This window comes from Streptomyces sp. bgisy027, assembly GCF_057710365.1.
Genome location: NZ_JBYIVZ010000002.1, coordinates 301,793 through 321,996, shown reverse-complemented (window position 1 = coordinate 321,996; position 20,204 = coordinate 301,793). Strand labels below are relative to the sequence as shown.

The 20,204-nt window shown below is 69.6% G+C and carries 16 protein-coding genes, 2 tRNA genes and 1 pseudogene; 6 read left to right on the top strand and 13 right to left on the bottom strand.

Translation table 11 applies throughout. The features are described from left to right. Positions 1 to 72 precede the first annotated feature (72 nt). A complete protein-coding gene (locus tag AC3ETA_RS03470; RefSeq protein ID WP_432191303.1) occupies positions 73 to 1,101 on the top strand; it encodes a glycoside hydrolase family 6 protein in 1,029 nt (342 codons plus the stop codon). Positions 1,102 to 1,226: 125 nt separating this feature from the next. Here AC3ETA_RS03470 and glxA read toward each other — a convergent pair whose 3' ends face one another. The 4 genes from glxA to AC3ETA_RS03450 form a co-directional block, all read right to left on the bottom strand. Beyond that, positions 1,227 to 3,164 carry a radical copper oxidase GlxA gene (gene glxA, locus AC3ETA_RS03465; protein WP_432191302.1) on the bottom strand — a complete coding sequence of 646 codons (1,938 nt, stop codon included), beginning with the start codon at positions 3,162 to 3,164 and terminating at the stop codon, positions 1,227 to 1,229. Beyond that, positions 3,161 to 5,167, bottom strand: coding sequence for a glycosyltransferase family 2 protein (locus AC3ETA_RS03460; protein WP_432191301.1), 2,007 nt, complete (start codon positions 5,165 to 5,167; stop codon positions 3,161 to 3,163). The genes glxA and AC3ETA_RS03460 overlap by 4 nt, the downstream gene beginning before the upstream one ends. 322 nt (positions 5,168 to 5,489) lie before the next feature. Continuing rightward, positions 5,490 to 6,206, bottom strand: a complete 717-nt coding sequence (locus AC3ETA_RS03455; RefSeq protein ID WP_432191300.1) for a FadR/GntR family transcriptional regulator — start codon at positions 6,204 to 6,206, stop codon at positions 5,490 to 5,492. Between the two features lie 210 nt (positions 6,207 to 6,416). Continuing rightward, positions 6,417 to 6,490 (bottom strand) — tRNA-Lys (locus AC3ETA_RS03450). A 182-nt stretch (positions 6,491 to 6,672) separates the two neighbouring features. On the opposite strand from AC3ETA_RS03450, the gene AC3ETA_RS03445 reads away from it, so the two are divergent. The 4 genes and pseudogenes from AC3ETA_RS03445 (at position 6,673) to AC3ETA_RS03430 (ending at position 12,144) form a co-directional block, all read left to right on the top strand. Next, complete coding sequence (locus AC3ETA_RS03445; protein ID WP_432191299.1) at positions 6,673 to 8,097, top strand: peptidoglycan-binding protein; 1,425 nt, start codon at positions 6,673 to 6,675, stop codon at positions 8,095 to 8,097. 226 nt (positions 8,098 to 8,323) lie between these two features. Then, complete coding sequence (locus AC3ETA_RS03440; protein WP_432191298.1) at positions 8,324 to 9,454, top strand: SPFH domain-containing protein; 1,131 nt, start codon at positions 8,324 to 8,326, stop codon at positions 9,452 to 9,454. 130 nt (positions 9,455 to 9,584) lie between these two features. Beyond that, complete coding sequence (locus AC3ETA_RS03435; RefSeq protein WP_432191297.1) at positions 9,585 to 10,190, top strand: lytic polysaccharide monooxygenase auxiliary activity family 9 protein; 606 nt, start codon at positions 9,585 to 9,587, stop codon at positions 10,188 to 10,190. 206 nt (positions 10,191 to 10,396) lie between these two features. Beyond that, positions 10,397 to 12,144, top strand: a pseudogene (locus tag AC3ETA_RS03430) (AMP-binding protein). A 101-nt stretch (positions 12,145 to 12,245) separates the two neighbouring features. Here the strand turns inward: AC3ETA_RS03430 and AC3ETA_RS03425 are convergent. The 7 genes from AC3ETA_RS03425 to ehuB all read right to left on the bottom strand — a co-directional run bounded on the left by AC3ETA_RS03425 (position 12,246) and on the right by ehuB (position 17,022). Further along, a tRNA-Lys gene (locus AC3ETA_RS03425) sits at positions 12,246 to 12,319 on the bottom strand. 100 nt (positions 12,320 to 12,419) lie between these two features. Further along, positions 12,420 to 13,184, bottom strand: coding sequence for an IclR family transcriptional regulator (locus tag AC3ETA_RS03420; protein ID WP_432191296.1), 765 nt, complete (start codon positions 13,182 to 13,184; stop codon positions 12,420 to 12,422). A 161-nt stretch (positions 13,185 to 13,345) separates the two neighbouring features. Beyond that, positions 13,346 to 13,783, bottom strand: coding sequence for a hypothetical protein (locus tag AC3ETA_RS03415; RefSeq protein WP_432191295.1), 438 nt, complete (start codon positions 13,781 to 13,783; stop codon positions 13,346 to 13,348). Positions 13,784 to 13,906: 123 nt separating this feature from the next. After that, positions 13,907 to 14,722, bottom strand: coding sequence for an ectoine/hydroxyectoine ABC transporter ATP-binding protein EhuA (gene ehuA / locus AC3ETA_RS03410; protein WP_432191294.1), 816 nt, complete (start codon positions 14,720 to 14,722; stop codon positions 13,907 to 13,909). Beyond that, a complete protein-coding gene (gene ehuD / locus AC3ETA_RS03405) occupies positions 14,712 to 15,359 on the bottom strand; it encodes an ectoine/hydroxyectoine ABC transporter permease subunit EhuD (protein WP_381452772.1) in 648 nt (215 codons plus the stop codon). The genes ehuA and ehuD overlap by 11 nt, the downstream gene beginning before the upstream one ends. Further along, positions 15,356 to 16,096, bottom strand: coding sequence for an ectoine/hydroxyectoine ABC transporter permease subunit EhuC (gene ehuC, locus AC3ETA_RS03400; protein WP_432191293.1), 741 nt, complete (start codon positions 16,094 to 16,096; stop codon positions 15,356 to 15,358). The genes ehuD and ehuC overlap by 4 nt, the downstream gene beginning before the upstream one ends. After that, a complete protein-coding gene (gene ehuB, locus AC3ETA_RS03395; RefSeq protein ID WP_432191292.1) occupies positions 16,093 to 17,022 on the bottom strand; it encodes an ectoine/hydroxyectoine ABC transporter substrate-binding protein EhuB in 930 nt (309 codons plus the stop codon). Before ehuB ends, ehuC begins: the two co-directional genes overlap by 4 nt. A gap of 130 nt (positions 17,023 to 17,152) precedes the next feature. Here ehuB and AC3ETA_RS03390 point away from each other — a divergent pair, with 130 nt between their 5' ends. Then, the gene (locus tag AC3ETA_RS03390) at positions 17,153 to 17,647 is read left to right on the top strand and encodes a DUF3830 family protein (RefSeq protein ID WP_030954968.1); all 495 of its coding nucleotides are present in this window, start codon (positions 17,153 to 17,155) and stop codon (positions 17,645 to 17,647) included. Here the strand turns inward: AC3ETA_RS03390 and AC3ETA_RS03385 are convergent. Then, entirely contained in the window at positions 17,628 to 19,028 is a 1,401-nt protein-coding gene (locus AC3ETA_RS03385; protein WP_432191291.1) for an amidase, read from the bottom strand. The genes AC3ETA_RS03390 and AC3ETA_RS03385 overlap by 20 nt on opposite strands. Before the next feature lie 23 nt (positions 19,029 to 19,051). After that, positions 19,052 to 20,035 carry a D-2-hydroxyacid dehydrogenase gene (locus AC3ETA_RS03380; protein WP_432191290.1) on the bottom strand — a complete coding sequence of 328 codons (984 nt, stop codon included), beginning with the start codon at positions 20,033 to 20,035 and terminating at the stop codon, positions 19,052 to 19,054. Between the last annotated feature and the right edge of the window lie 169 nt (positions 20,036 to 20,204).

Sequence of the window (20,204 nt, the reverse complement as noted above, 5' to 3'; positions counted from 1 at the left end):
GGCGACCTCGTTCGCCCCACGACAGGTATGTCAGGATTGAGCCTTGGAACAAAGCACCCGAGGGGGAGCTGGATGTACCTGAAGAGGGGGGCCTGGAGGGGCGCTCGCGCGCGGACGTCCGCGATGCTGCTGGGGGCGGCACTGCTGGTCGCGGGCTGTTCCTCCGGGGACGGAGACGAACCGGACGACAACACCGGTGCCGGGATCACCCAACAGCCCAAGGGCACCGACCCGTTCTGGGTGAACCCGGACGGGAACGCGGCCGAGCAGGTGGCCGACTACGAGAAGGGCGGCAAGAAGGACGACGCCGAGCAGATCCGCAAAATAGCCCAGCAGCCGACCGGCGAGTGGATCGGCCCGGAGAACCCGGAGGACGAGGCACGCGGCTACACGGAGGCCGCCGACAAGGCGGGCCGCACGGCCCTGCTGGTCCTCTACAACATTCCGCACCGCGACTGCGGCCAGTACTCCCAGGGCGGCGCCGCCGACGGCAACGCCTACCGGGACTGGATCGACGGTGTCGCCAAGGGCATCGAGGACCGCGCCGCGACGGTGATCCTGGAACCCGACGCCCTGCTGCACCTGGTGGACGGCTGCACCCCGGACGAGTTCCACGAGGAGCGCTACGACCTCCTCAAGGGCGCCATCGGCAAGCTGAAGTCGCTGAAGAACACCAAGGTCTACGTGGACGCGGGCAACGCCGGCTGGGGCCATCCCGACCAGATCTTCGAGCCCCTGAAGTGGGCGGGCATCGACCAGGCCGACGGCTTCTCGGTCAATGTCTCCAACTTCTACACGACCAAGGACTCGATCGCGTACGGCAGGCAGCTCTCCGGCAAGGTGGGCGACAAGCCCTTCGTGATCGACACCAGCCGCAACGGCAACGGCCCCTACACCGAGGGCGACCCGAACGAACGCTGGTGCAACCCGCCCGGCCGCGCCCTGGGCGAAACCCCGACCACCAAGACGTCCGACCCCCTGGTCGACGCCTACATCTGGGTCAAACGCCCCGGTGAGTCGGACGGCGAATGCAAGGGCGGCCCGAAGGCGGGCCAGTGGTGGGCGGAGTACGCCTTGAACCTCGCGAAGGCCAGTAAGTAGCGCCGGGGCTCATGTGGCTGGCGGCGGCCCCACGCCCCGAGGGGCGCGGGGAACCGCGCGACCAGCCACATGGAACCCGCAGCCGAGGACGGAACCCGCAGCCGAGAACGGAACCCGCGGCAGCGCTACGGCACTCGCACCCACTGCGCCTTCGACGGCGTCCCTTGATCGTCCGTCACGAACAGCATGTACCACCCCGACGGAACCAGGTTCCGGTTCGTCGGCACAGCCACCGTGATCTTGTCGCCGGACTTCTTGAAGTCCAGCTTCACCGACCGCTGGTCCACGTCCGTGACGTGCGTGGACGCGCTCGGCCGGATCAGCCGTACGTTCTCGATGGACGAGGCGTGCTGCGAGGTGAACGTCCCCGTGCCGCCCCGCTTGATGGTCTGCGGCCCGCCCGACAGCGACGGCTGCGCGTCCCGGTAGAGATACGGCGGCGTGTAGATCTCGATCCGCTGCTCGAACTTGCCCGGCTTGGTGTTGGCCTTGTCGGCGTACAGCGAGTCCGAGCCGAAGAACATCACCCGGCCGTCGGGCAGCAGGATCGACCCCGAGTGGTAGTTACGGCCCACCAGCGGGTCGGCGACCCGGTCGAGCTCGTTCGTGCCCGGCCGGTAGAGGTGCGCCTGGAGGATGTTGGAGTCGCCGCGGCCCCGGTAGTCCTCGGAACCGCCCGACACCAGCACGGTGTCGTCGGGCAGCACCGACGCCTGCGGATACCGGGTGCCCTTCTCCAGCGACGGCCCGTCCACGAACTCCGGGGCGTCGTCCTTGAGGTCGATGATCCGCGTCTTCTCGCTGGACTGCCTGGACTCGCCGACGCCACCGCCGCCGATCACCATGTACTTCTCGTCCTGCGCCGGCGGCAGCAGCACCGTGCCCGAGGTCTCCATCAGCTTGGGGTCGCTGAGGCCGGGCAGCTTGCTGAACTTGTTGGTGTCGACGTCCCAGATGCCGGGGTCGCGGCCCACGTTGTCGGGCCCGTACCCCGCGTTCGAACCCGAGTAGAAGATCTTCCCGTTCTCCAGCGGGAACAGCGCGGGATACGTCGGGAACTGCCGGACCTTCGCCGTGTACGTCCACTTCTTGGTCTTCGGGTCGTACACCTCGTTCTTGCCCGGCACCAGCTGGCCGATGTCGTCGAGGCCGGAGACACTGAGGATCTTGCCGTCGCTCAGCGTGGTGAGCGTCGGGTACCAGCGGGCCTCGTGCATCGGGTCGACCTTGATGTACTTCTCGGCGACCGGATCGAACTCGTAGGCGTCCCGGATGCCCTGGAAGTCCTTCTTGTCGAGGGCGATCTTCTGGGCGATGCCGTACGTGTTGCGCGCGTCGGCGCCGGACAGGCCCTGGATCCGGTAGTTGTCCTGGGTGCCGGTCTGGTACTTGGCGCCCTTCTTCTGCGCCTCGACGTAGATCCGGCCGAGGCCGGGGTCGTTGCGCAGGAACTCGCCGGTCGCCTTGTCGAAGACCTTCTTCGCGCGCGGCACCAGCACCGGGTCCTTGGAGACGAACGTCTTGCCGTTCTCCTTGCCCGTGAACTTGGTGCCCGCGGGCAGCGTGATCGGCTCGTCCGGGTTCTCGTTGTGGACGATCATCAGGCCGCCGGCCTTGGTGACGTCACCCTTGAGCTTCTCGTACCGCTTCGTACCGCCCGCGATCAGCAGGTTGCCGTTGGACAGCTGGGTGTGGCCCGTGCAGAACAGGTCGTTCGGCGTCGGCACCTTCTTGATCGTGCCCTTGACCGGGTCCCAGATCCGGGAGTCGTACTTCTTCGCGTCGAAGTTGTCCTGGTTGTTGCCCGAGCCCGCGACGAGCAGCACCTTGCCGGTGTGCAGAAGCGCCGCGTGGATGGTGTTCTGGCGGTACTCCTCGGGAAACTCGATGATCTCCCACTTGCCGTTCTCGGCTTTGTACTCGGGCTTGTTGATTTGGTACTGGTGGTATTTCTCGGTGCCGACGCGATAGAGCCACGGCCCGTTCATCCCGGCCAGCGCGAGCACCACCGCCGTGCCTATCGCAAGTCGACGGGCGCGGCGGCGGCCTGCACGGTCGTTCATTCCTTACGTCCCCCAAGTCCACCAAGGGCGATCTGCATCGTCTGGTCGTTGCCGCCGCTGCCCGACGCGGCCCAGCTCGGTTTGTGCTGGCCGTGGGGCGAGTGCGGCGGTGTGGCGTGCGCGGGCATCGGCTGCGGCTGGTACGGAGCCGCGGTCGCGCCCGTCGCCACCGCGTCCTGCGGCCCGGTGTGAGCCGGCACGGTCGCGGCGGGCTTCTTCTTCTCCTGACGCAGCATGTAGCGCCAGGCGAAGATCGGCGTCGCCGTGATCAGCATGGCAAAGGTCGCCCAGGTGATCATCGCGGGGTGCGAGTGCCCGTAGACGAAACCGGCGGCGATCGAGGCGCCGAAGATCGCGATGAAGTACCAGTGGTACCGGAAGGTGCCGAACCACCGGTCGGGGCTCGCGGAATCGCCCTTGGGCGTCACCACGAACTTGCTCTTCTTGCGCAGCACCGAGTCGATCAGCGCCTTCGCGTACAGGGGCGCCGACAGCGCGGACATCACCATGCCGGCCACACCGCCGGAGCCCTCGGGCTCGTGCGGCGAGACGTTGTGGCGGCGGTTCCAGACGTACAGGCCGATCTGGAGCGCGGAGGCGTTGCCGTAGAGCATCAGCCAGATCGTCGGGTCGATGTTCACACCCGAGGCGCCCAGGCCCAGGAACAGCGCACAGCTCAGCGCGGCCAGGATCCAGTTGAGGGCGGACATCGGGTAGAAGATGATCATCATCGTGTAGTTGAAGAGCTTGCTCGGCGGCAGCGAGTACCAGCCCTTCCAGTACTGCTTGAGGATCGTCTCGTACGTCCCTCGCGACCAGCGCATCTGCTGGGTGAAGAAGTCGGTCCAGGCGCTGGGGCCCTCACCGACCGCCAGCACGTCCGGCGTGTACACGGAGCGCCACTTCTTGCCCGTGGCCGGGTTCTTGTGGCGGTGGATCTCGAAGCCGGTCGCCATGTCCTCGGTGATCGAGTCGTACAGACCGCCGATCTGCTTGAGCGCCTTGATGCGTACGGCGTTCGACGTACCCACGAACATCGGGGAGCCGTACTTGTTGCCCGCCCGTTGGATCAGCGCGTGGAAGAGGAACTGCTGGGACTCGGCGGCCTTGGTGACGAAGTTGTCGTAGTTGCCGTAGACCTGCGGGCCGATGACGAAGCCGACGTTCGGGTCGCGGAAGAAGCCGAGCATCCGCTCCAGGTAGTTCGGCAGCGGCACGTGGTCGGTGTCGACCGAGGCGAAGAAGTCGTAGTCGTCGCCGTGCGCGTCCAGCCAGGCGTTGTAGTTGCCGTGCTTGGTCTTGGCGCGGTGCGGGCCCTTGGCCTGGTTCCACTTCGCGACGCCCTTGCGGGAGAAGTGGTGCACGCCGAGCCGGGCGCAGACCTCCTTGACCTCCGCGTTGTCGCCCTCGTCGAGCAGCCAGACGTGCATGAGACCCCGGTGGCGCAGCTTGACGGCCGCCTCCAGGGTCTTCGTCACCATCTCCAGCGGCTCCTTGCCGGGCACGAAGGAGGTGAGGAAGGCCACTCTCGTGCCGGTCTCCGGCACCACCGGGATCGGGTCGCGGGCGACCAGCGTGGCGTGCGCGTTGGACAGCACGTTCATGCAGCGGAAGAACTCGATCAGGCCGATCGAGACGAGCATGACTATGTCGAGCGCCGGCAGGAAGTCGAAGGCGGGGTAGTCCCGTTCGGTCCAGTGCTCGGGCTGGAGCAGCCAGAACAGCAGCACCAGCGAGAGCACCGGGGCCGCGGCCAGCATCAGGGCGACTCTGATCCGGTGCGGTTCCTGCGAGATCAGCGAGCGGTACTGGACCCGGTACGGCTTGTTCGGATCGGGCTGGGTGAGGGGACCGGCCAGCCGGCTGTAGTGCTCGTAGTCATACTTCGGCAGCGTCTTCTTGATCCGGCGGAATGTGCCGGTCCGGGTTTGCGACGGCACCCGTAGCTGGGTGGTCTGAGACGGGTCGAAGTTCTGCCGGGCGCCCGTCGGCGTCGACGTCATGAGTCATCCCCCCACACGCAGGTCACCGCGTGTCTGTCGGTTCCTTTACGACTGTGCCGATCCCCCTCGACCTTCACAGGCGTATCAGTGGTGGGCCGCAGTCACCACATCTTCCACACCTTAGACATGGAAACGCGACCTTCCGGTTGCATCATGCCCCCCTCGGCACGCGGTCATGAACGGGGCCCCCTACTCCCCGTAAAACCGGCAACCGGTTTCTTGCCCCCCAACTGCCGCGAATCCGCAGCATCTTGGTAAACCCATCCCCAGGGTTCTACGGCGTTCCGCATGATCGCAAGATGCGAAACGAGGTGTTTACCGGTCATACGCGCTCATTGTGGCACCTGTGGGGGTGTTGTGTATCCGTTGTGGACACACGGGCGCGGATGTTGCCGAAATGCTCACGTATCGCCTCCTCCGCCCGTATCGCGTCGCCCGACCGCACCGCGTCCACGATCTCCCGGTGCTGCCGGCAGGTGACCAGGGGATCCTGCGGAGCACCCCCGAGGTCGGTGTGGACCCGGTGGAAGGCGTCCCAGAACGCCTCCATGACCTCGCCCAGCAACGCGTTGTCCAGCCCTCGGTAGAGGGTGGCGTGAAACGCCCGGTCGGTCTCGGCGATGCCGTCGCCGCCCAGCGCCGCCTGCTCTTCCATACGGTCGACGAGCGCGTCCAGTTCAACGAGGTCGGTGTCCGGGAGCCGGCCGGCGAGCCGTGCCACCAGGCCCGTCTCCACGGCCTCCCGCAGCTGCACGAGCTGGAGAAGGGTGTCCTCGCCGCGGTGGTGTCCGGCGACCGTGCGGAACGCCAGACCCTCGACCATGGGGGCGAGGGACATCGCGCCGACGTAGGTGCCGAAGCCGTGCCGGATCTCCACGATGCCCATCGCCTGCAAACCCTTGAGCGCCTCGCGCACGGAGTTGCGGCTGGCACCCAGGTGAGCCATCAGCTCGGGCTCGGTCGGCAGCGGGGCCCCGGAGGCCAGCCGACGGTCGATGATGAGCTTCTTGATCCGCTCCTGCAGGTCACGAGCTGCCATGGCCAGAGGGTATCCGGCCAAACACGCAGGAAGCCCCTCGCTTGCACGAGGGGCTTCCGGACCATCGTCGTCGTGCGCCGCCAGGGACTCGAACCCCGGACCCGCTGATGCTGCATCTTCCGGGGGATGACCCCCGGACCCCCAGCCGCCTCCGCGTGACCTGCGTCAAATGCGGAAGCCCCCCGCTGCTGCGAGGGGCTTTCACTGCCGTGCGCCGCCAGGGACTCGAACCCCGGACCCGCTGATTAAGAGTCAGCTGCTCTAACCAACTGAGCTAGCGGCGCCTGCTGACTCGTGAACTCTACCTGACCTGCGGGGGTGGTTCCGACCACGGCGGCGGGGCGGCGCGGGGCTTCCGGGGCCTGTAAACCATTCGGACCGTCAACATGCGGGTGCGGAGGACAGTTGAGAAACTGACGGGGTGTACAGCCGCGGGCATTTCCGACTGGAGTGTGAGGGGAATCGCATGGAGGCTCGGACTCCGGTATTCGAGGAAATCGATCCGGGGGGTGACTGCGACTGCCCCGGATGCGTCCACTGGAGACGCGTCCTGCCGCATTCCACGACCGGCCGCCACCCGGCGGCACACCGGGCGCTGATTCTCGCCGCAGCCGCCTCCACCACCCTCGTCGTCGGCCACACGGCCCCCGCCCTCGCCGCTCCCCGCAGCATCGACCGCCCGGCCGTTCCCGCAGGTGACGAGCCCCATACGCCCCAGGGGGGCAAGGCCCCGCTGCATGGTCCCGGTGGGAAGCCGGCCCAGCCCGCAGGCCCGGTCAAGACGCCTCCGACCACCCGCGCGGAGATCATCAAGCGGGCCAAGAAATGGGTCACCGCGAAGGTGCCGTACAGCATGTCCAAGTACTGGTCGGACGGATACCGGCAGGACTGTTCGGGGTTCGTCTCGATGGCCTGGAGCCTCACCGGAAACGAATGGACCGGAAGCCTCGGCCAGTACGGCGTCCGTATCTCCAAGGACGAACTCCAGCCCGGAGACATTCTGCTGTTCCATAATCCCGCGGACCCCAGGAAAGGCTCGCACGTAGTCATTTTCGGCGGCTGGACGGACTACACGCACACCTACTACATCGCCTACGAGGCGGCTCCGCCGCACGCCCGGCGCCAGTCCATCCCGTACGCCTACTGGAACCATTCCGACCGCTACGTCGCCTACCGCTACAAGGGCCTCACGAGCGGCACCTCGACGGGCGAGAAGCCGGACACCGGGCAGCCGAGCGGCACGAAGGCGGAGACCGGGCAGCAGGGTGCCGCCAAGCCGGACACCGCCAAGCCGGACACCGCCAAGCCGGACACCGCCAAGCCGGCGAGTCCGAAGAGCCCGGCGCCGTACCCGGGGCGGGCTCACTTCGGTCCCGGCGCCAACAACAAGCACGTGACTCAGCTGGGCCGCCTCCTCGTCGAGCGCGGCGCCGGCCGTCACTACGCCACCGGCCCGGGCCCCCGCTGGTCGGACGCGGACCGCAGGGCCACCCAGGCCTTCCAGATCGCGCAGGGCTGGCGGGGCCAGGACGCGGACGGCCTGCCGGGGCCCGGCACATGGACGCTGCTGGTGACGGGCAAGGGCAAGGACATCCCCGCCGCCACCGCCGCCACCGCGGCCCCGCCGCCCGAGCAGCCGTCCTCGCACGGGGTGCCGGGCTATCCGGGGCGGGCGCTGTTCCGGCCGGGCGCCGACAACCAGTACGTGACCCAGCTCGGCCGACAACTGGTGAAGAAGGGGTTCGGCAAGCACTACAAGACCGGGCCGGGCCCGCGCTGGGGCGAGTCGGACCGGCGTGCCGTCGAGGCGTTCCAGCGCACCCAGGGCTGGCGCGGCGGCGCGGCGGACGGCTATCCGGGGCCGGAGACCTGGCGGCGGCTGTTCGCGTAGCGGCCCCCGCACGGGAGGCGCGGGACCCTCAGTGGCAGAGGGCAGAGGGCAGAGGGCAGAGGGCAGAGGGCAGAGGGCAGAGGGCAGAGGGCAGTCCGGAGCGCCGGGCGCTCCCAGGGTCGTACCACCCACGGCGGTTCGACCCACGGCCGGACGACCAAGGCCGCACGACCACGACCGCACGACCTTCCTGTGACGCATCTGGCGCGGAGGCTGGAGGCAACGCATGACCACGACCACTTCTCACACGCCCGAGCCCGAGGGGTTCGCGGGACCGGCCGAGGCGTCGGCCCGGCCCGCGCGGCTGATCCAGAACGAGGCGACCACCGAGATCCCCGTCCATCTGCTGTTCCGTGACGAGGCGGGCCCGGTGTCCGTGCCGCTCAGACCGACGGTCGTGGCCCGCCGGCAGGGCACGGGCGAGCAGCCGCGCCTGCGCCGCCCGGTCCAGCCGAAGCCGCGTCCCGAGCCGCAGGTCGACCCCGAGCTGGTGGAACGGCCCGCGCGGGTGCTGCCCGGCACGGCGGGCGTGCTGGCCGGGGCGTGCGGAGCGGCCGGCTGCCTGGCCGCCTCGTGGTGGGCCGGGGTGCTGCCGCCGCCGGCGGTGCAGGCGCTGGGGCTGCCGGTGTCGGCGGGGGCGGAGTTGGGTCCGGCGCAGTGGGCGGTGTACGCGGGGGCCGGGGTGCTGGGGCTGCTCGGCTTCGGCGGGCTGGCCCGCGGGCGGACCGGACGGGCCTGGGTGCTCGGGCTGTTCGGCCGTTACCGGGGGACGGTCCGGCGCACCGGCCTGATGTGGGTCAACCCGCTGCTGCTGCGCCGCCGGGTCGACGTACGGTTGCGGCACTGGCGCAGCGAGCCGATGCCGGCGGCCGACGGCAACGGGGTCGCGCTGCGGGTGGTCGTCCAGGTGGTGTGGCGGGTGAAGGACACCGCGCGGGCGCTGCTCGGGGTGGAGGACCACGAGTCGTATCTGCGCGAGGGCGTCGAGGCGGCGCTGGCCCGGGTGGCGGTGGAGACTCCGGGCGGCCCGCGGGGCTCGATCGAGGCGACCGGTGAGTCACTGACCCGGCTGGTGGTGCGGGACGCGGACCCGGTCGGCCTGGAGGTGTTCTCGGTGCGGCCGGTGCGGGTGGAGTACGCGCCCGAGGTCGCCGCCGCCATGCACCGCCGCCGGGTCGCCGTGCTGGACGCGCAGGACCGGGCCACCATGGTCGACTCGGTCGTCGACTCGGTGGAGGACACGGTGACGCGGCTGACGATGCGGGGCCTGGTCGAGCTGGACGACTACGAACGCAAGGCGCTGGTCAAGGACTTGACGGTGGCGTTCTGCGCGGGACGGGGTGAGACGGCGATCTGACGGCCGACTCACGGCCCCTCGAACATCTCCCTCGATTGGTATGGACATGTTCAACAGTCAGTAATAATCTGAGACTTGGTCTAGACCTGCAAGCTCGCCGAACTTCCCCCACGTTCCCAGGAGCAGCAGCATGCGCAGAAAGGCCAAGTTGTACGCAGCCGCACTCGGGCTCAGCACCGCCGGGGCCCTCGTGCTCTCCACCGGTGGCGCCAGCAGCCACGGCTACACCGACCTCCCCATCAGCCGGCAGAAGCTCTGCCAGAACGGCACCGTGACCAACTGCGGCTCCATCCAGTGGGAGCCGCAGAGTGTCGAGGGGCCGAAGGGCTTCCCGGGCTCCGGCCCGGCCGACGGATCGATCTGCAACGCCGGACTGGGTCAGTTCTCCCAGCTCAGCGCGCCCAGGACGCCGTCCGGCGGCGCGTGGCCCGCAACCAAGGTGAACGGCGGTCAGAGCTACACCTTCCGCTGGCAGTTCACCGCGATGCACGCCACGACCGACTTCAAGTACTACGTCACCAAGCCGGGCTGGAACCAGAACCACAACCTGTCCCGCTCGGACCTCAACCTCACGCCGTTCTTCACCGTTCCGTACAACGGGCAGCGGCCGCCGTCCACGCTCTCCCACACCGGCACCCTGCCGTCCGGGCTGAGCGGACGTCACGTCATCCTCGCGGTGTGGACGATCGCCGACACGAGCAACGCGTTCTACGCGTGCTCGGACGTCACGTTCTGAGGTTCTCTTGAGTCAGTGCCCAGGCCGGCGTGGGGAGGTTCCTCCCGCGCCGGCCGACCGGGGTCGGCGTAGAGGTGGCCGCCGGCGCCCGCTTCATGGCCACCCGCACGGACATGTCCTCGGGCCTGGGCGCGATGAGCGGCTTCTGACACTCGCACGCACCCGGCTCTCCACGTCTGACGTACCGTCAGTTACCGTGCGTCTCCATGGAGTCCACTACGCCACGCACGGTCGCGGAGCTGGTGGCGGCGGGGTGGGGCGACCACCGGCCGGGGCTGTGGTTCGAGGAGCGGACGCTCACCCGGCACGAGGTGGCCGCCGGCGCCGGCGCCCGCGCGGCGCTGCTGGCCGACCTGCTGCCGCCCGGCGCCGAGCCGCACGTCGGGGTGCTCCTCGACAACACCCCGGAGTACCCGATGTGGCTGGGCGCGGCGGCCCTCGCCGGAGCCGCGGTCGCCGGGATCAACCCCACCCGCCGGGGCCCCGAGCTCGCCCGCGACATCCGGCACACCGAGTGCCGGGTCCTGGTCACCGAGCGGTCGCACCTGCCGCTGCTCGACGGCATCGAACTGCCGGGAGTGCGCCTGCTGCTGACGGGGACGCCGGAGTACGACGCGCTGCTCGCCCCGTACGCCGACGCCCGGCCCGACCCCTCCCGCGCCGGCCCGCGCGACCGGCTCCTGCTGTACTTCACCTCCGGCTCGACCGGCGCCCCCAAGGCCGCGATCTGCAGCCAGGGGCGGCTGGCCGCGGCGGGGTACTCCCTGGCGGAGCAGTTCCGGGTGCGGCCCGACGACGTGCACTACATCTGCATGCCGATGTTCCACGGCAACGCGGTCATCGCCGACTGGGCGCCCGCCCTCGCGGCCGGCGCGGGCATGGCGCTGCGCCGCCGGTTCTCGGCGTCGAACTTCCTCGCGGACGTCCGGCGCTACCGGGCGACGTACTTCACCTATGTGGGCCGGGCCGTCCAGTACGTGCTCGCCACCGAGCCGCGCCCCGACGACCGGGACAACCCGCTGCGGCTCGGCTTCGGCACGGAGGCGGGCGCCGTGGACGCCGCCGCCTTCGAGCGCCGGTTCGGGGTGCGGCTGGTGGAGGGGTACGGCTCCTCCGAGGGCGGGGCCGCCGTGCAGTGGTCGCCGGGTACGCCGCCGGGGGCCGTCGGGCGGGCGGGGCCCGGTCTCGTCGTACTCGATCCGGAGACCCGCAAGCAGTGCCCGCCGGCGATCTTCGACGCGGGCGGGCGGCTGGTCAACGGGGACGCGGCGATCGGTGAACTGGTCAACCAGGGGCCGAACCCCTTCGAGGGGTACTGGCGCAACCCCGAGGCGGAGGCCGAGCGGCGGCGTGAGGGCTGGTACTGGACCGGTGACCTGTTCTGCCGGGACGCCGACGGCCATCTGTACTTCGCGGGGCGCGGCGACGACCGGCTGCGGGTCGACGGAGAGAACCTGTCCGCCGCGATGATCGAGAACATCCTCGCCCGCTACGAGGGCGCGGACGCCGTCGCCGTGTACGCCGTGCCGGATCCGGTGACCGGGGACCAGGTCATGGCGACGATCGCGGGGGAGTTCGACCCGGTCGCCTTCGCCGGGTTCCTGCTCGCCCAGCCGGACCTGGGGACGAAGATGGCACCCCGGTTCGTGCGGGTGGTGGAGCGGATGCCGGTGACCGCCACGAACAAGATCCACCGGGCGGGGTTGAGAGGGGAAGGGGTGCGGTGCGGCGACCCGGTGTGGTGGCGGCCGCCGGGGGAGCGGACCTATCGAAGGCTGACGGACGCGGACGCCCTGACATACCCCAAAGGGGCCCCCGCTCCCACGAGAGGCCCTTCGTAACCCCGACCCCCAACTGCTCCCGCTGGACCCGGGGTATGAGCGAAGGGCCCCTCGCTCCCACGAGAGGCCCTTCGTCTGTGCGCCGCCAGGGACTCGAACCCCGGACCCGCTGATGCTGTATCTCCCGGGGGTAACCCCCGGACCCCCAGCCGATCCCGCTGGACCTGGGGTATGAGCGAAGGGCCCCTCGCTCCCACGAGAGGCCCTTCGTCTGTGCGCCGCCAGGGACTCGAACCCCGGACCCGCTGATTAAGAGTCAGCTGCTCTAACCAACTGAGCTAGCGGCGCCTGACTCGCGCCGACCGCGATGTTGTGCCTTTCGCGGCGGCGACGAAGAAAATACTACCTGGTCCGGAGGGGTGCTTCGGACCACCGCGGAGCGGCCCGGTCAGGACTGGATCGCCAGCGACAGCAGCACCGGCGCCGCGCTGCGGTTCAGGGCGTCCGCCGCCTGGCGCAGCCGGTGCGCGTGTTCCACCGGGAGCGACAGGGCGAGGCAGCCCACCGAGGAGCCGGCCGTGATCGGGACGGCCGCGCACACCGTGCCCACCGCGTACTCCTGGAGGTCGAGGTGGGGGACCGTGGGCGGCTGGGACTCCAGGCGGGAGAGCAGCACCCTGTCGTCGGTGATCGTGCGCGAGGTGAGGCGGGCCATCTTGTGCCGCGAGAGATGGTCGCGCCGGCCGCTGTGGTCGAGCTGGCCCAGCAGGCTCTTGCCGATCGCGGTGGCGTGGGCGGAGAAGCGGAAGTCGACCCACTCGTTGACCACGGGGGTGGCCGGACCGGCCGCGAACTGGTCGATCTTGACCTCTCCGTCGACGTACCGGCTGATGTAGACGGCCGCACCGACGGAGTCCCGCAGCCGGTCCAGGGTGTGCTGGAGGTTGTCCCGCAGTGCCTGCTCGCGGCCCTGGGCGGAACCGAGGCGGGCCAGGGCGGCGCCCGTGACGTACGCCCCGTCGGCGATCTGCTCGACGTAGCCCTCGCGGCGCAGCATCCGCAGGAGGCCGGTCAGGCGCTCCGGCCCGATGCCCGTGTGCCGGGCGAGCTCGGCGTCGGTGACTCCGGTGCTGTGCCGCGCCACGGTCTCCAGGACGCGCAGGGCGTCCTGGACCGAGTGGTACGGCGTCGTCGACTCGTGCTGGAGCGCCACGGTTCCCCCTGCGGTCGCACGTCGCTTCTCATCGGGCCCGGTTCGAGTGAGTCAGTCCCCTTCACGATAACGGGCAAGAGGCCTGAGTCGAGCGGTTGTTGACGAGATCGCGCCGCCCTCAGCAGGGGGTTATCTCAATGGCATATGCCTACCGGCCACCGTCAGGCGTTGCTGAGCTTGATGGGTCCGCTCCACAGAAGGTCGCTGCCCTCGTAGACGCTGACGACCCAGGACACCGTGGCGTTTTCGGCGATGTCGTCCCAGAAGCTGTCGCAGACCTGCCATCCGGCAGCCGTGCCGCCGTCTTCCCAGCACCGGTATCCGTCGCCGGAGACGTTGTCCTGCCCGCGCACCTCCACGTGGTGGCCGTCGGCGTAGAGGTCCTTGATGTAGAACTTGTCCCCGGACGCCTTGAAGCAGGCCATGCCGCGGTCGTGTCCGCCGGCCGACACCCAGCCGCAGTTGGCGTCGACAGTGGGGGTACCGGACCGCGTCGCGTGTTCGGTGTGGACCGTCTGGGCCGCGGCGGAGCCGGGGGTCATGAACACCAGGGCGGCGGCGACGGCGGTGAGAGCGGTGGGCAGTAACGTGCTGCGCATCTGTGTGTCTCCTGATGTCGAATCCGGCGTGTTCCGTGATGCAGTCGAACGTGTCGTGACAGGGCTGGGTCCTGCTCGTGCGCGGCTGGTGCGGGGCGCCGCTCCGGGCGCGGCGCCCCGGGCTCACAGCACTGCGCTGAGGAACTCCTGGGTCCGCTCGTGCTCGGGCTCACTGAAGATCTTCTCCGGTGATCCCGTCTCGATGATCCGGCCGGAGTCGAACATCATGACCTGGTCGGAGATGTCGCGGGCGAAGTTCATCTCGTGGGTCACGCAGAGCATCGTGATGTCGGTGGTGCGGGCGATGTCCCGAAGCACGTCCAGGACGCCCGCGACCAGTTCCGGGTCCAGCGCGGAGGTCACCTCGTCGAGCAGCAGCACCTGCGGCCGCATGGCCAGGGCCCGGGCGATCGCGACGCGCTGCTGCTGGCCGCCCGAGAGCTGGCTCGGGTACTTGTCCATGTGCTCGGTCAGACCCACCAGGTCGAGCAGATCACGGGCCCGCTGGTCAGCCTCCTCCCTGGACAGGCCGAGGACGGTGACCGGCGCTTCGGTGATGTTGCGCAGCACCTTCATGTTGGGGAAGAGGTTGAACTGCTGGAAGACCATCCCGATGTTCTTGCGGACCTCGCGGATGTGCTTCTCGCCGGCCGGGACGAGCTTGCCGTTCTTCTCCTCGTGGGTCAGACAGTCGCCACCGACCCTGATCGTGCCCTCGTCGGGCTTCACCAGGGTCATCAGCAGCCGCAGGATCGTCGTCTTGCCGGAGCCCGACGGGCCGATCAGTGTGACGTGCTTGCCCGAGGCCACGGAGAAGTCGAGGTTGTCGAGGACGACGTTGCTGCCGAAGCGCTTGGTGACGTTCTCGAAGCGGATCAGCTCACTGCCGTCCACCGTGGGGTTGGATGCTTCGTTCGAGAGGTTGCTGTCAGCGGACAAGACGACGCTCCAGGGCTCTGATCAGGAGGGAAGCCGGGTAGGCGATGAGGATGAAGGCCACGCCCACGACGGTCAGGGCCTCCGTGGTGAAGGTCTCGTTGCTGTAGGCCTGGGCCTCGCCGAGCATGTCGAAGGCGCCGATGGTCGCGATCATCGGGGAGTCCTTGAGCATGGCGATGACGTAGTTGCCCAGAGGGGGCACGACGCGCCGGATCGCCTGTGGCAGGATGACCGCCCGCCAGGTGCGGCCCTTGGACAGGCTCAGCGCGGTGGCCGCCTCCCACTGGCCGATGGGCACCCCGCCGATACCGGCGCGGTAGACCTCCGCGGTGTACGTGGAGTAGTGCAGGCCGAGGCCGACGATGCCGGTGGTGAGCGGCGACATCGCCGGGCCGAAGTTCGGCACGACGTAGAAGAGGAAGAAGAGCTGTACCAGCAGCGGCGTGTTGCGGATGAACTCCGTCACCGCCGTCACCGGCCAGCGCACCCATCTCTGGGAGGACCGCTGCGCCAGGGCCCACACCAGGCCCAGGGCGAAGGCGATCAGCGTGCCGATGGCCAGGGCCTGCAGGGTGACCAGCACACCGTCCCAGAAACGCGGCATGAAGTCGTCGACGACGTTCCAGTCCCAGCTCATCCCATGCCTCCTGCGGACTGCGAACCGGCCTGCAGGCTCTCGCTGCGGGTGCTCAGCTTCCGGGTGATGGAGCCCGTCTTCTCCGGCGTCTGCCCGATCCCGGCCTTCGCCTTCCGCTCCACCAGCCGCATGCCGCGGGTGATGAGGAAGGCGAGGACGAAGTAGAGGACCAGGAGCAGCGAGTAGACGGGTGTGGTCTCGTTGGTGCCGAGCCGGAGCAGGTTACCGGCGAAGGTCATGTCCGCCACCGTGATCACGGAGACCAGCGCGGTGCCCTTCAGCAGCTCGATCAGCAGGTTGTTGAACGGCGGCACCATCTCGGGCCACGCCTGCGGCAGTTCGATCAGACGCAGCCGCTGCCAACGGGAGAAGTTGAGCGCGATACCGGCCTCCCGCTGCGCCGGGGCGACGGCGGCCAGCGAGCCGCGGACGATCTCCGAACCGTACGCGCCGTAGGTGAGGCCGAGCGCGCTCACGCCGGCCCACATGGGCACCAGTTGCCAGCCGAAGAGCGGCAGCGCGAAGAACATCCAGAACATCAGCACCAGCGCCGACATTCCGCGGAAGATCTCGAAGTAGACGCCGGCGACGAACCGGACGATCCAGAGCCGGGAGGTGCGGGCGAGGCCGATACCGAAGGCGATGGCGGCCCCGAGGGCGGCGGCGTACACCGTGACCTGGATCGTGACCCATATACCCGGAAGGAACCAAGTGGTGAAGAACTCGGAGGTCATCATCCGGCACACAACTCCTTCGCCGTCAGGTCGGTCATCTCGGCCCGACCGAAGCCGAAGGGCTCGACGATCTTCAGAAGCTCCTTGTAGTTGTCCGCCTTGAGCTTCAGGAGCTCCCTGTTGAACGCGTCCCGGAAGTTCTTCTCCGCCTGACGGAAGGCGAATCCTCCCGCGCCATAGGCGGGCTTGCCGTCCACCATCGGCTGGAAGGCCTCCGTCGCCGAGGCGCGGTTGGACCCCTTCACCGCCGACTTGACCGTGATGTTGGTCCCCGCGAAGGCGTCGACACGCCCCTGGGACACCGCGTCGAGACCGGCCACCTGGTCCGGGAGGACCAGGACGTCCGTGATGCCGGCGGCCTTGGCGTACTCGATCTCGGCGTACGCCTTGCCGGAGGCCAGCTTCAGCCCCTTCTTCTTGATGTCCTCGTACGTCTTGATCCCGTGCGGGTTGCCCTTCTTGACGATGAAGGAGTCCAGCATCAGATAGTCCGGATCGGAGAAGAGGACCTGTTCGCACCGCGGGGGGTTGATGTACATACCGGCCGACACGACGTCGAACTGCTGCGCCTTCAGCCCGGGAATGAGTGCTCCGAAGTCCACCGGCACCGGCTCGACCTCGTCGATGCCGAGCCTTTTGAAGATGACCTCGGCGATCGCGGGAGCCTCACCGGTGGCCCGGCCGTCGTCTCCGACGTATCCGAACGGCGGCTCGCTCGCGATGCCGATTTTCGCCACGCCCCGGTCTCGGAGCGTTTCCAGCAGGCTGCCTCCCAGCACCTTCCCTTCGTCGGGGACACGGCTGCAGCCGGCCACCCCGAGAGCGCCGGCGGCTCCCAACGACGCCGCCCCTGCAAGCAGCGAGCGGCGGCTGAGCCCTCTGTGGTATCCGTCGTCGTTTCCTGAACGGTCTGCGTGTGGTCGAGCCATGGGCGCGCGGCTACCCGAAGGCATACAAGATATGCCGATCAGTTTGCGCCGTTGCCTCAATCGTGCTGTATCCGTTGCGCTCGTCAGCGCGTGGGGCGGGCGGTCTTGACCTCATGGGGACGATGGGGTGATGACTGATCGGTTCATCGAGGTGTCACTGGTCAAGCGCGAAATCCACTGCACGGCCAAACTCCTGGACGACCGCGCCCCGCTCACCTGCGCGGCCGTCTGGGACGCCCTGCCCCTGACCGGCGACGTCTATCACGCCAAATACGCCCGCAACGAGATCTACGCCCTCTTCCCGCCCTTCGCGGAAACGGAGCCGCCGTTGGAAAACCCGACGGTCACCCCCATTCCGGGTGATCTGTGCTATTTCGCCTTCGCCGGTACGGAACTCGGCACCAAGTCCTACGGCTACGACCGCGAGGTCCGCGCCGGCACCACGGTGGTCGACCTGGCCCTGTTCTACGAGCGCAACAACCTGCTGCTGAACGGCGACGTGGGCTGGGTGCCCGGCATCGTCTGGGGCCAGGTCGTGGAGGGACTCGAGGAGATGGCCCAGGGCTGCAACGACCTGTGGCGGTCGGGGGCCCTGGGCGAGTCGCTCAGCTTCCGGAGGGTGTGAGCCGGGCGATGCCGGCCTCGTAGAGCGCGTGGGCCGTCCGCAGGACGAGTTCGTCGCGATGGCGGGCGGCCACGATCTGCAGGCCGATCGGCAGGCCGTCCCCGTCCGCGCCGACGGGGACGGTGGCCGCCGGCTGCTGGGTCAGGTTGAAGGGGTAGGTGAACGGTGTCCAGCCGGTCCACCGGCGATGCCCCGACCCCTTCGGGACCTCGGCGCCCGCCTCGAAGGCGGTGATCGGGAGGGTCGGGGTGAGCAGGAGGTCGTAGGAGTCGTGGAAGCGGCCCATCCGGCGGCCCAGTTCCATCCGGACGTCCACCGCGGCCAGATAGTCCAGCGCCGACATCCGGGCGCCCACCCCGCAGATCTCCCTGAGGCCCGGGTCGAGCAACTCCCGCTGGTGCGGCCCCAGATGCTGGGTCACCCGGGCCGCCCCGGTGAACCACAGGGTGTGGAAGGCGTCCACCGGATCCGTGAAGTCCGGGTCGGTCTCCTCGACGTACGCCCCCAGCCCCGCCAGCCGCTCCACCGCCCGCCGCACCGCCGCCGCGACCGCCGGGCGCACCGCCACCTGGCCGCCCAGGGACGGGGAGTAGGCGACACGCAGGCCGCGCACCCCGCCGGACAGGGCCGCGCGGAAGGAGCCCGGGGCCGGCGGGAGCGCCGACCAGTCGCGGGAGTCGGGCGCGCCGATGACGTCCAGGAGCAGGGCCGCGTCGGCCGCGTCGCGGGTCATCGGGCCGACGTGCGCCAGGGTGCCGAAGGCGCTCGCGGGGTACAGCGGGACCCGGCCGTACGTCGGCTTCAGGGCGAAGATGCCGCAGAACGCCGCCGGGATGCGGACGCTGCCGCCGCCGTCCGTGCCCAGCGCCAGCGGACCCGCGCCGAGCGCCACGGCCGCCGCCGCGCCCCCGCTGGAGCCGCCTGCGGTGCGGGTCGGGTCGACGGGGTTGCGGGTCACGCCGGACAGCGGTGAGTCGGTGACGCCCTTCCAGCCGAACTCGGGCGTGGTCGTCTTGCCGAGGAACACCGCGCCGTGCGCGCGCAGCCGGGCCACCGAGGGGGCGTCCTCGGACCAGCGGCCCTTCTCCGCGACGGTCTTCGAGCCCCGCAGGGTCGGCGCCCCGCGCAGCAGCAGGATGTCCTTCACCGTGACCGGGACGCCGTCGAGCAGACCGGCCGGCTCACCGCGCCGCCAGCGCCCGGCCGACTCCCCGGCTCGCGCGAGGGCCTCGTCGGCGGTGAGCCGTACGAAGGCGTTGACCTCCGGCTGGATCCGCTCGGCCCGCTCCAGCGCGGCGCGGGTGGCGTCGAGGGGGCTGAAGTCTCCCTTGCGGTAGCCGTCGAGGAGTTGTACGGCGGTCAGTGCGGTGAGATCCGTCATGGGGCGCCCTCCAGCCGTTGACGTCAGCGTCCGGGTACGTACCCGCGCTGTTTGTCGACCACGTTCAGCAGTGGTCTGCCCGCCTCCCACCGCTCGTACAACTCCACGAACTGACGCCCGAGTTCATCGCGCCAGCCGATGGTGTCCCCGCTCATGTGCGGGGAGACGATCAGGCCCGGCAGCCGCCACAACGGGCTGTCCGGGGTGAGGGGTTCGTCCTCGAACACATCGAGGGCGGCCCCCGCGATCCAGCGCTTGTCGAGGGCCTCGGCCAGCGCCTCCTCCACCACCAGCTGCCCGCGCCCGACGTTGACGAACCGGGCCGAGGGCTGCATGACACCGAAGCGGCGCAGGTCGAACATGCCGTGCGTCTGCTCGGTCAGCGGCGCCGCCGCGATCACCCAGTCGGCGCGGGACATCAGCCGGTCGAGGTCGTCGGGGCCGTGGATGCCGGTGCGCGGCACCCGGCCGACCAGCGCGGTGGTGACGTCGAGGGCCTTGAGCGTGCGGGCGATCGCCCGGCCGATGGGACCGGAACCGACCACGCACGCACGCGTGCCCGCCACGCGCTGCCCCTCGCGGTGCCGCCACTGCCGGGCGCGCTGGAAGTCCAGGGTCCGCGGCAGGTCCTTCGCCATCGCCAGCACCAGCGCGGCGACGTACTCGGCGATCGGCTGGTCGAAGATCCCGCGCGCGTTGGTGACCACCGTGTCGGAGTCGGTGAGCTCCTGGCACATCAGATGGTCCACTCCGGCGCTCGCCGTGTGCACCCAGCGCGGCCGCGGGCCCCCGCCGGGCCAGGCGTGGCGCACGGCGTGCGAGGTGAAGTCCCAGACCAGCAGGACGTCGGCGTGCGGGAGCCGCTGCGCGAGGGTCGACTCGTCCGCGTGCTCGACCCGGGCACGACCGGTGAGGCGGCCGAGGCGGGGCAGGGGCTCGGCGTCGAGGACCAGGAGCGTGGGCGGCGCGCCGGAGGCGGGGGAGGGACCGGTGGCGGGTGAGGTCATTCGGGGTCGCTTCTCCAGGGGGGTGCGAGGGCTGTGCCCCGGGGTGTACGGGGGCCGTTTCTCGGAGTTCTACTGGAAGGGATGGCCGTCTGACATGCGAGGTTTGACCACGCTCGCACCCCAACCTACCTTCGTCAACACGGGCGTACGTACGGTCCGTTGCTCACCC

Coding starts and splice junctions, on each gene's coding strand:
- AC3ETA_RS03470 (WP_432191303.1), top strand. CDS start 73: ATGTACCTGAAGAGGGGGGCCTGGAGGGGCGCTCGCGCGCGGACGTCC.
- glxA (WP_432191302.1), bottom strand. CDS start 3,164: ATGAACGACCGTGCAGGCCGCCGCCGCGCCCGTCGACTTGCGATAGGC.
- AC3ETA_RS03460 (WP_432191301.1), bottom strand. CDS start 5,167: ATGACGTCGACGCCGACGGGCGCCCGGCAGAACTTCGACCCGTCTCAG.
- AC3ETA_RS03455 (WP_432191300.1), bottom strand. CDS start 6,206: ATGGCAGCTCGTGACCTGCAGGAGCGGATCAAGAAGCTCATCATCGAC.
- AC3ETA_RS03445 (WP_432191299.1), top strand. CDS start 6,673: ATGGAGGCTCGGACTCCGGTATTCGAGGAAATCGATCCGGGGGGTGAC.
- AC3ETA_RS03440 (WP_432191298.1), top strand. CDS start 8,324: ATGACCACGACCACTTCTCACACGCCCGAGCCCGAGGGGTTCGCGGGA.
- AC3ETA_RS03435 (WP_432191297.1), top strand. CDS start 9,585: ATGCGCAGAAAGGCCAAGTTGTACGCAGCCGCACTCGGGCTCAGCACC.
- AC3ETA_RS03415 (WP_432191295.1), bottom strand. CDS start 13,783: ATGCGCAGCACGTTACTGCCCACCGCTCTCACCGCCGTCGCCGCCGCC.
- ehuD (WP_381452772.1), bottom strand. CDS start 15,359: ATGAGCTGGGACTGGAACGTCGTCGACGACTTCATGCCGCGTTTCTGG.
- ehuC (WP_432191293.1), bottom strand. CDS start 16,096: ATGATGACCTCCGAGTTCTTCACCACTTGGTTCCTTCCGGGTATATGG.
- ehuB (WP_432191292.1), bottom strand. CDS start 17,022: ATGGCTCGACCACACGCAGACCGTTCAGGAAACGACGACGGATACCAC.
- AC3ETA_RS03390 (WP_030954968.1), top strand. CDS start 17,153: ATGACTGATCGGTTCATCGAGGTGTCACTGGTCAAGCGCGAAATCCAC.
- AC3ETA_RS03385 (WP_432191291.1), bottom strand. CDS start 19,028: ATGACGGATCTCACCGCACTGACCGCCGTACAACTCCTCGACGGCTAC.
- AC3ETA_RS03380 (WP_432191290.1), bottom strand. CDS start 20,035: ATGACCTCACCCGCCACCGGTCCCTCCCCCGCCTCCGGCGCGCCGCCC.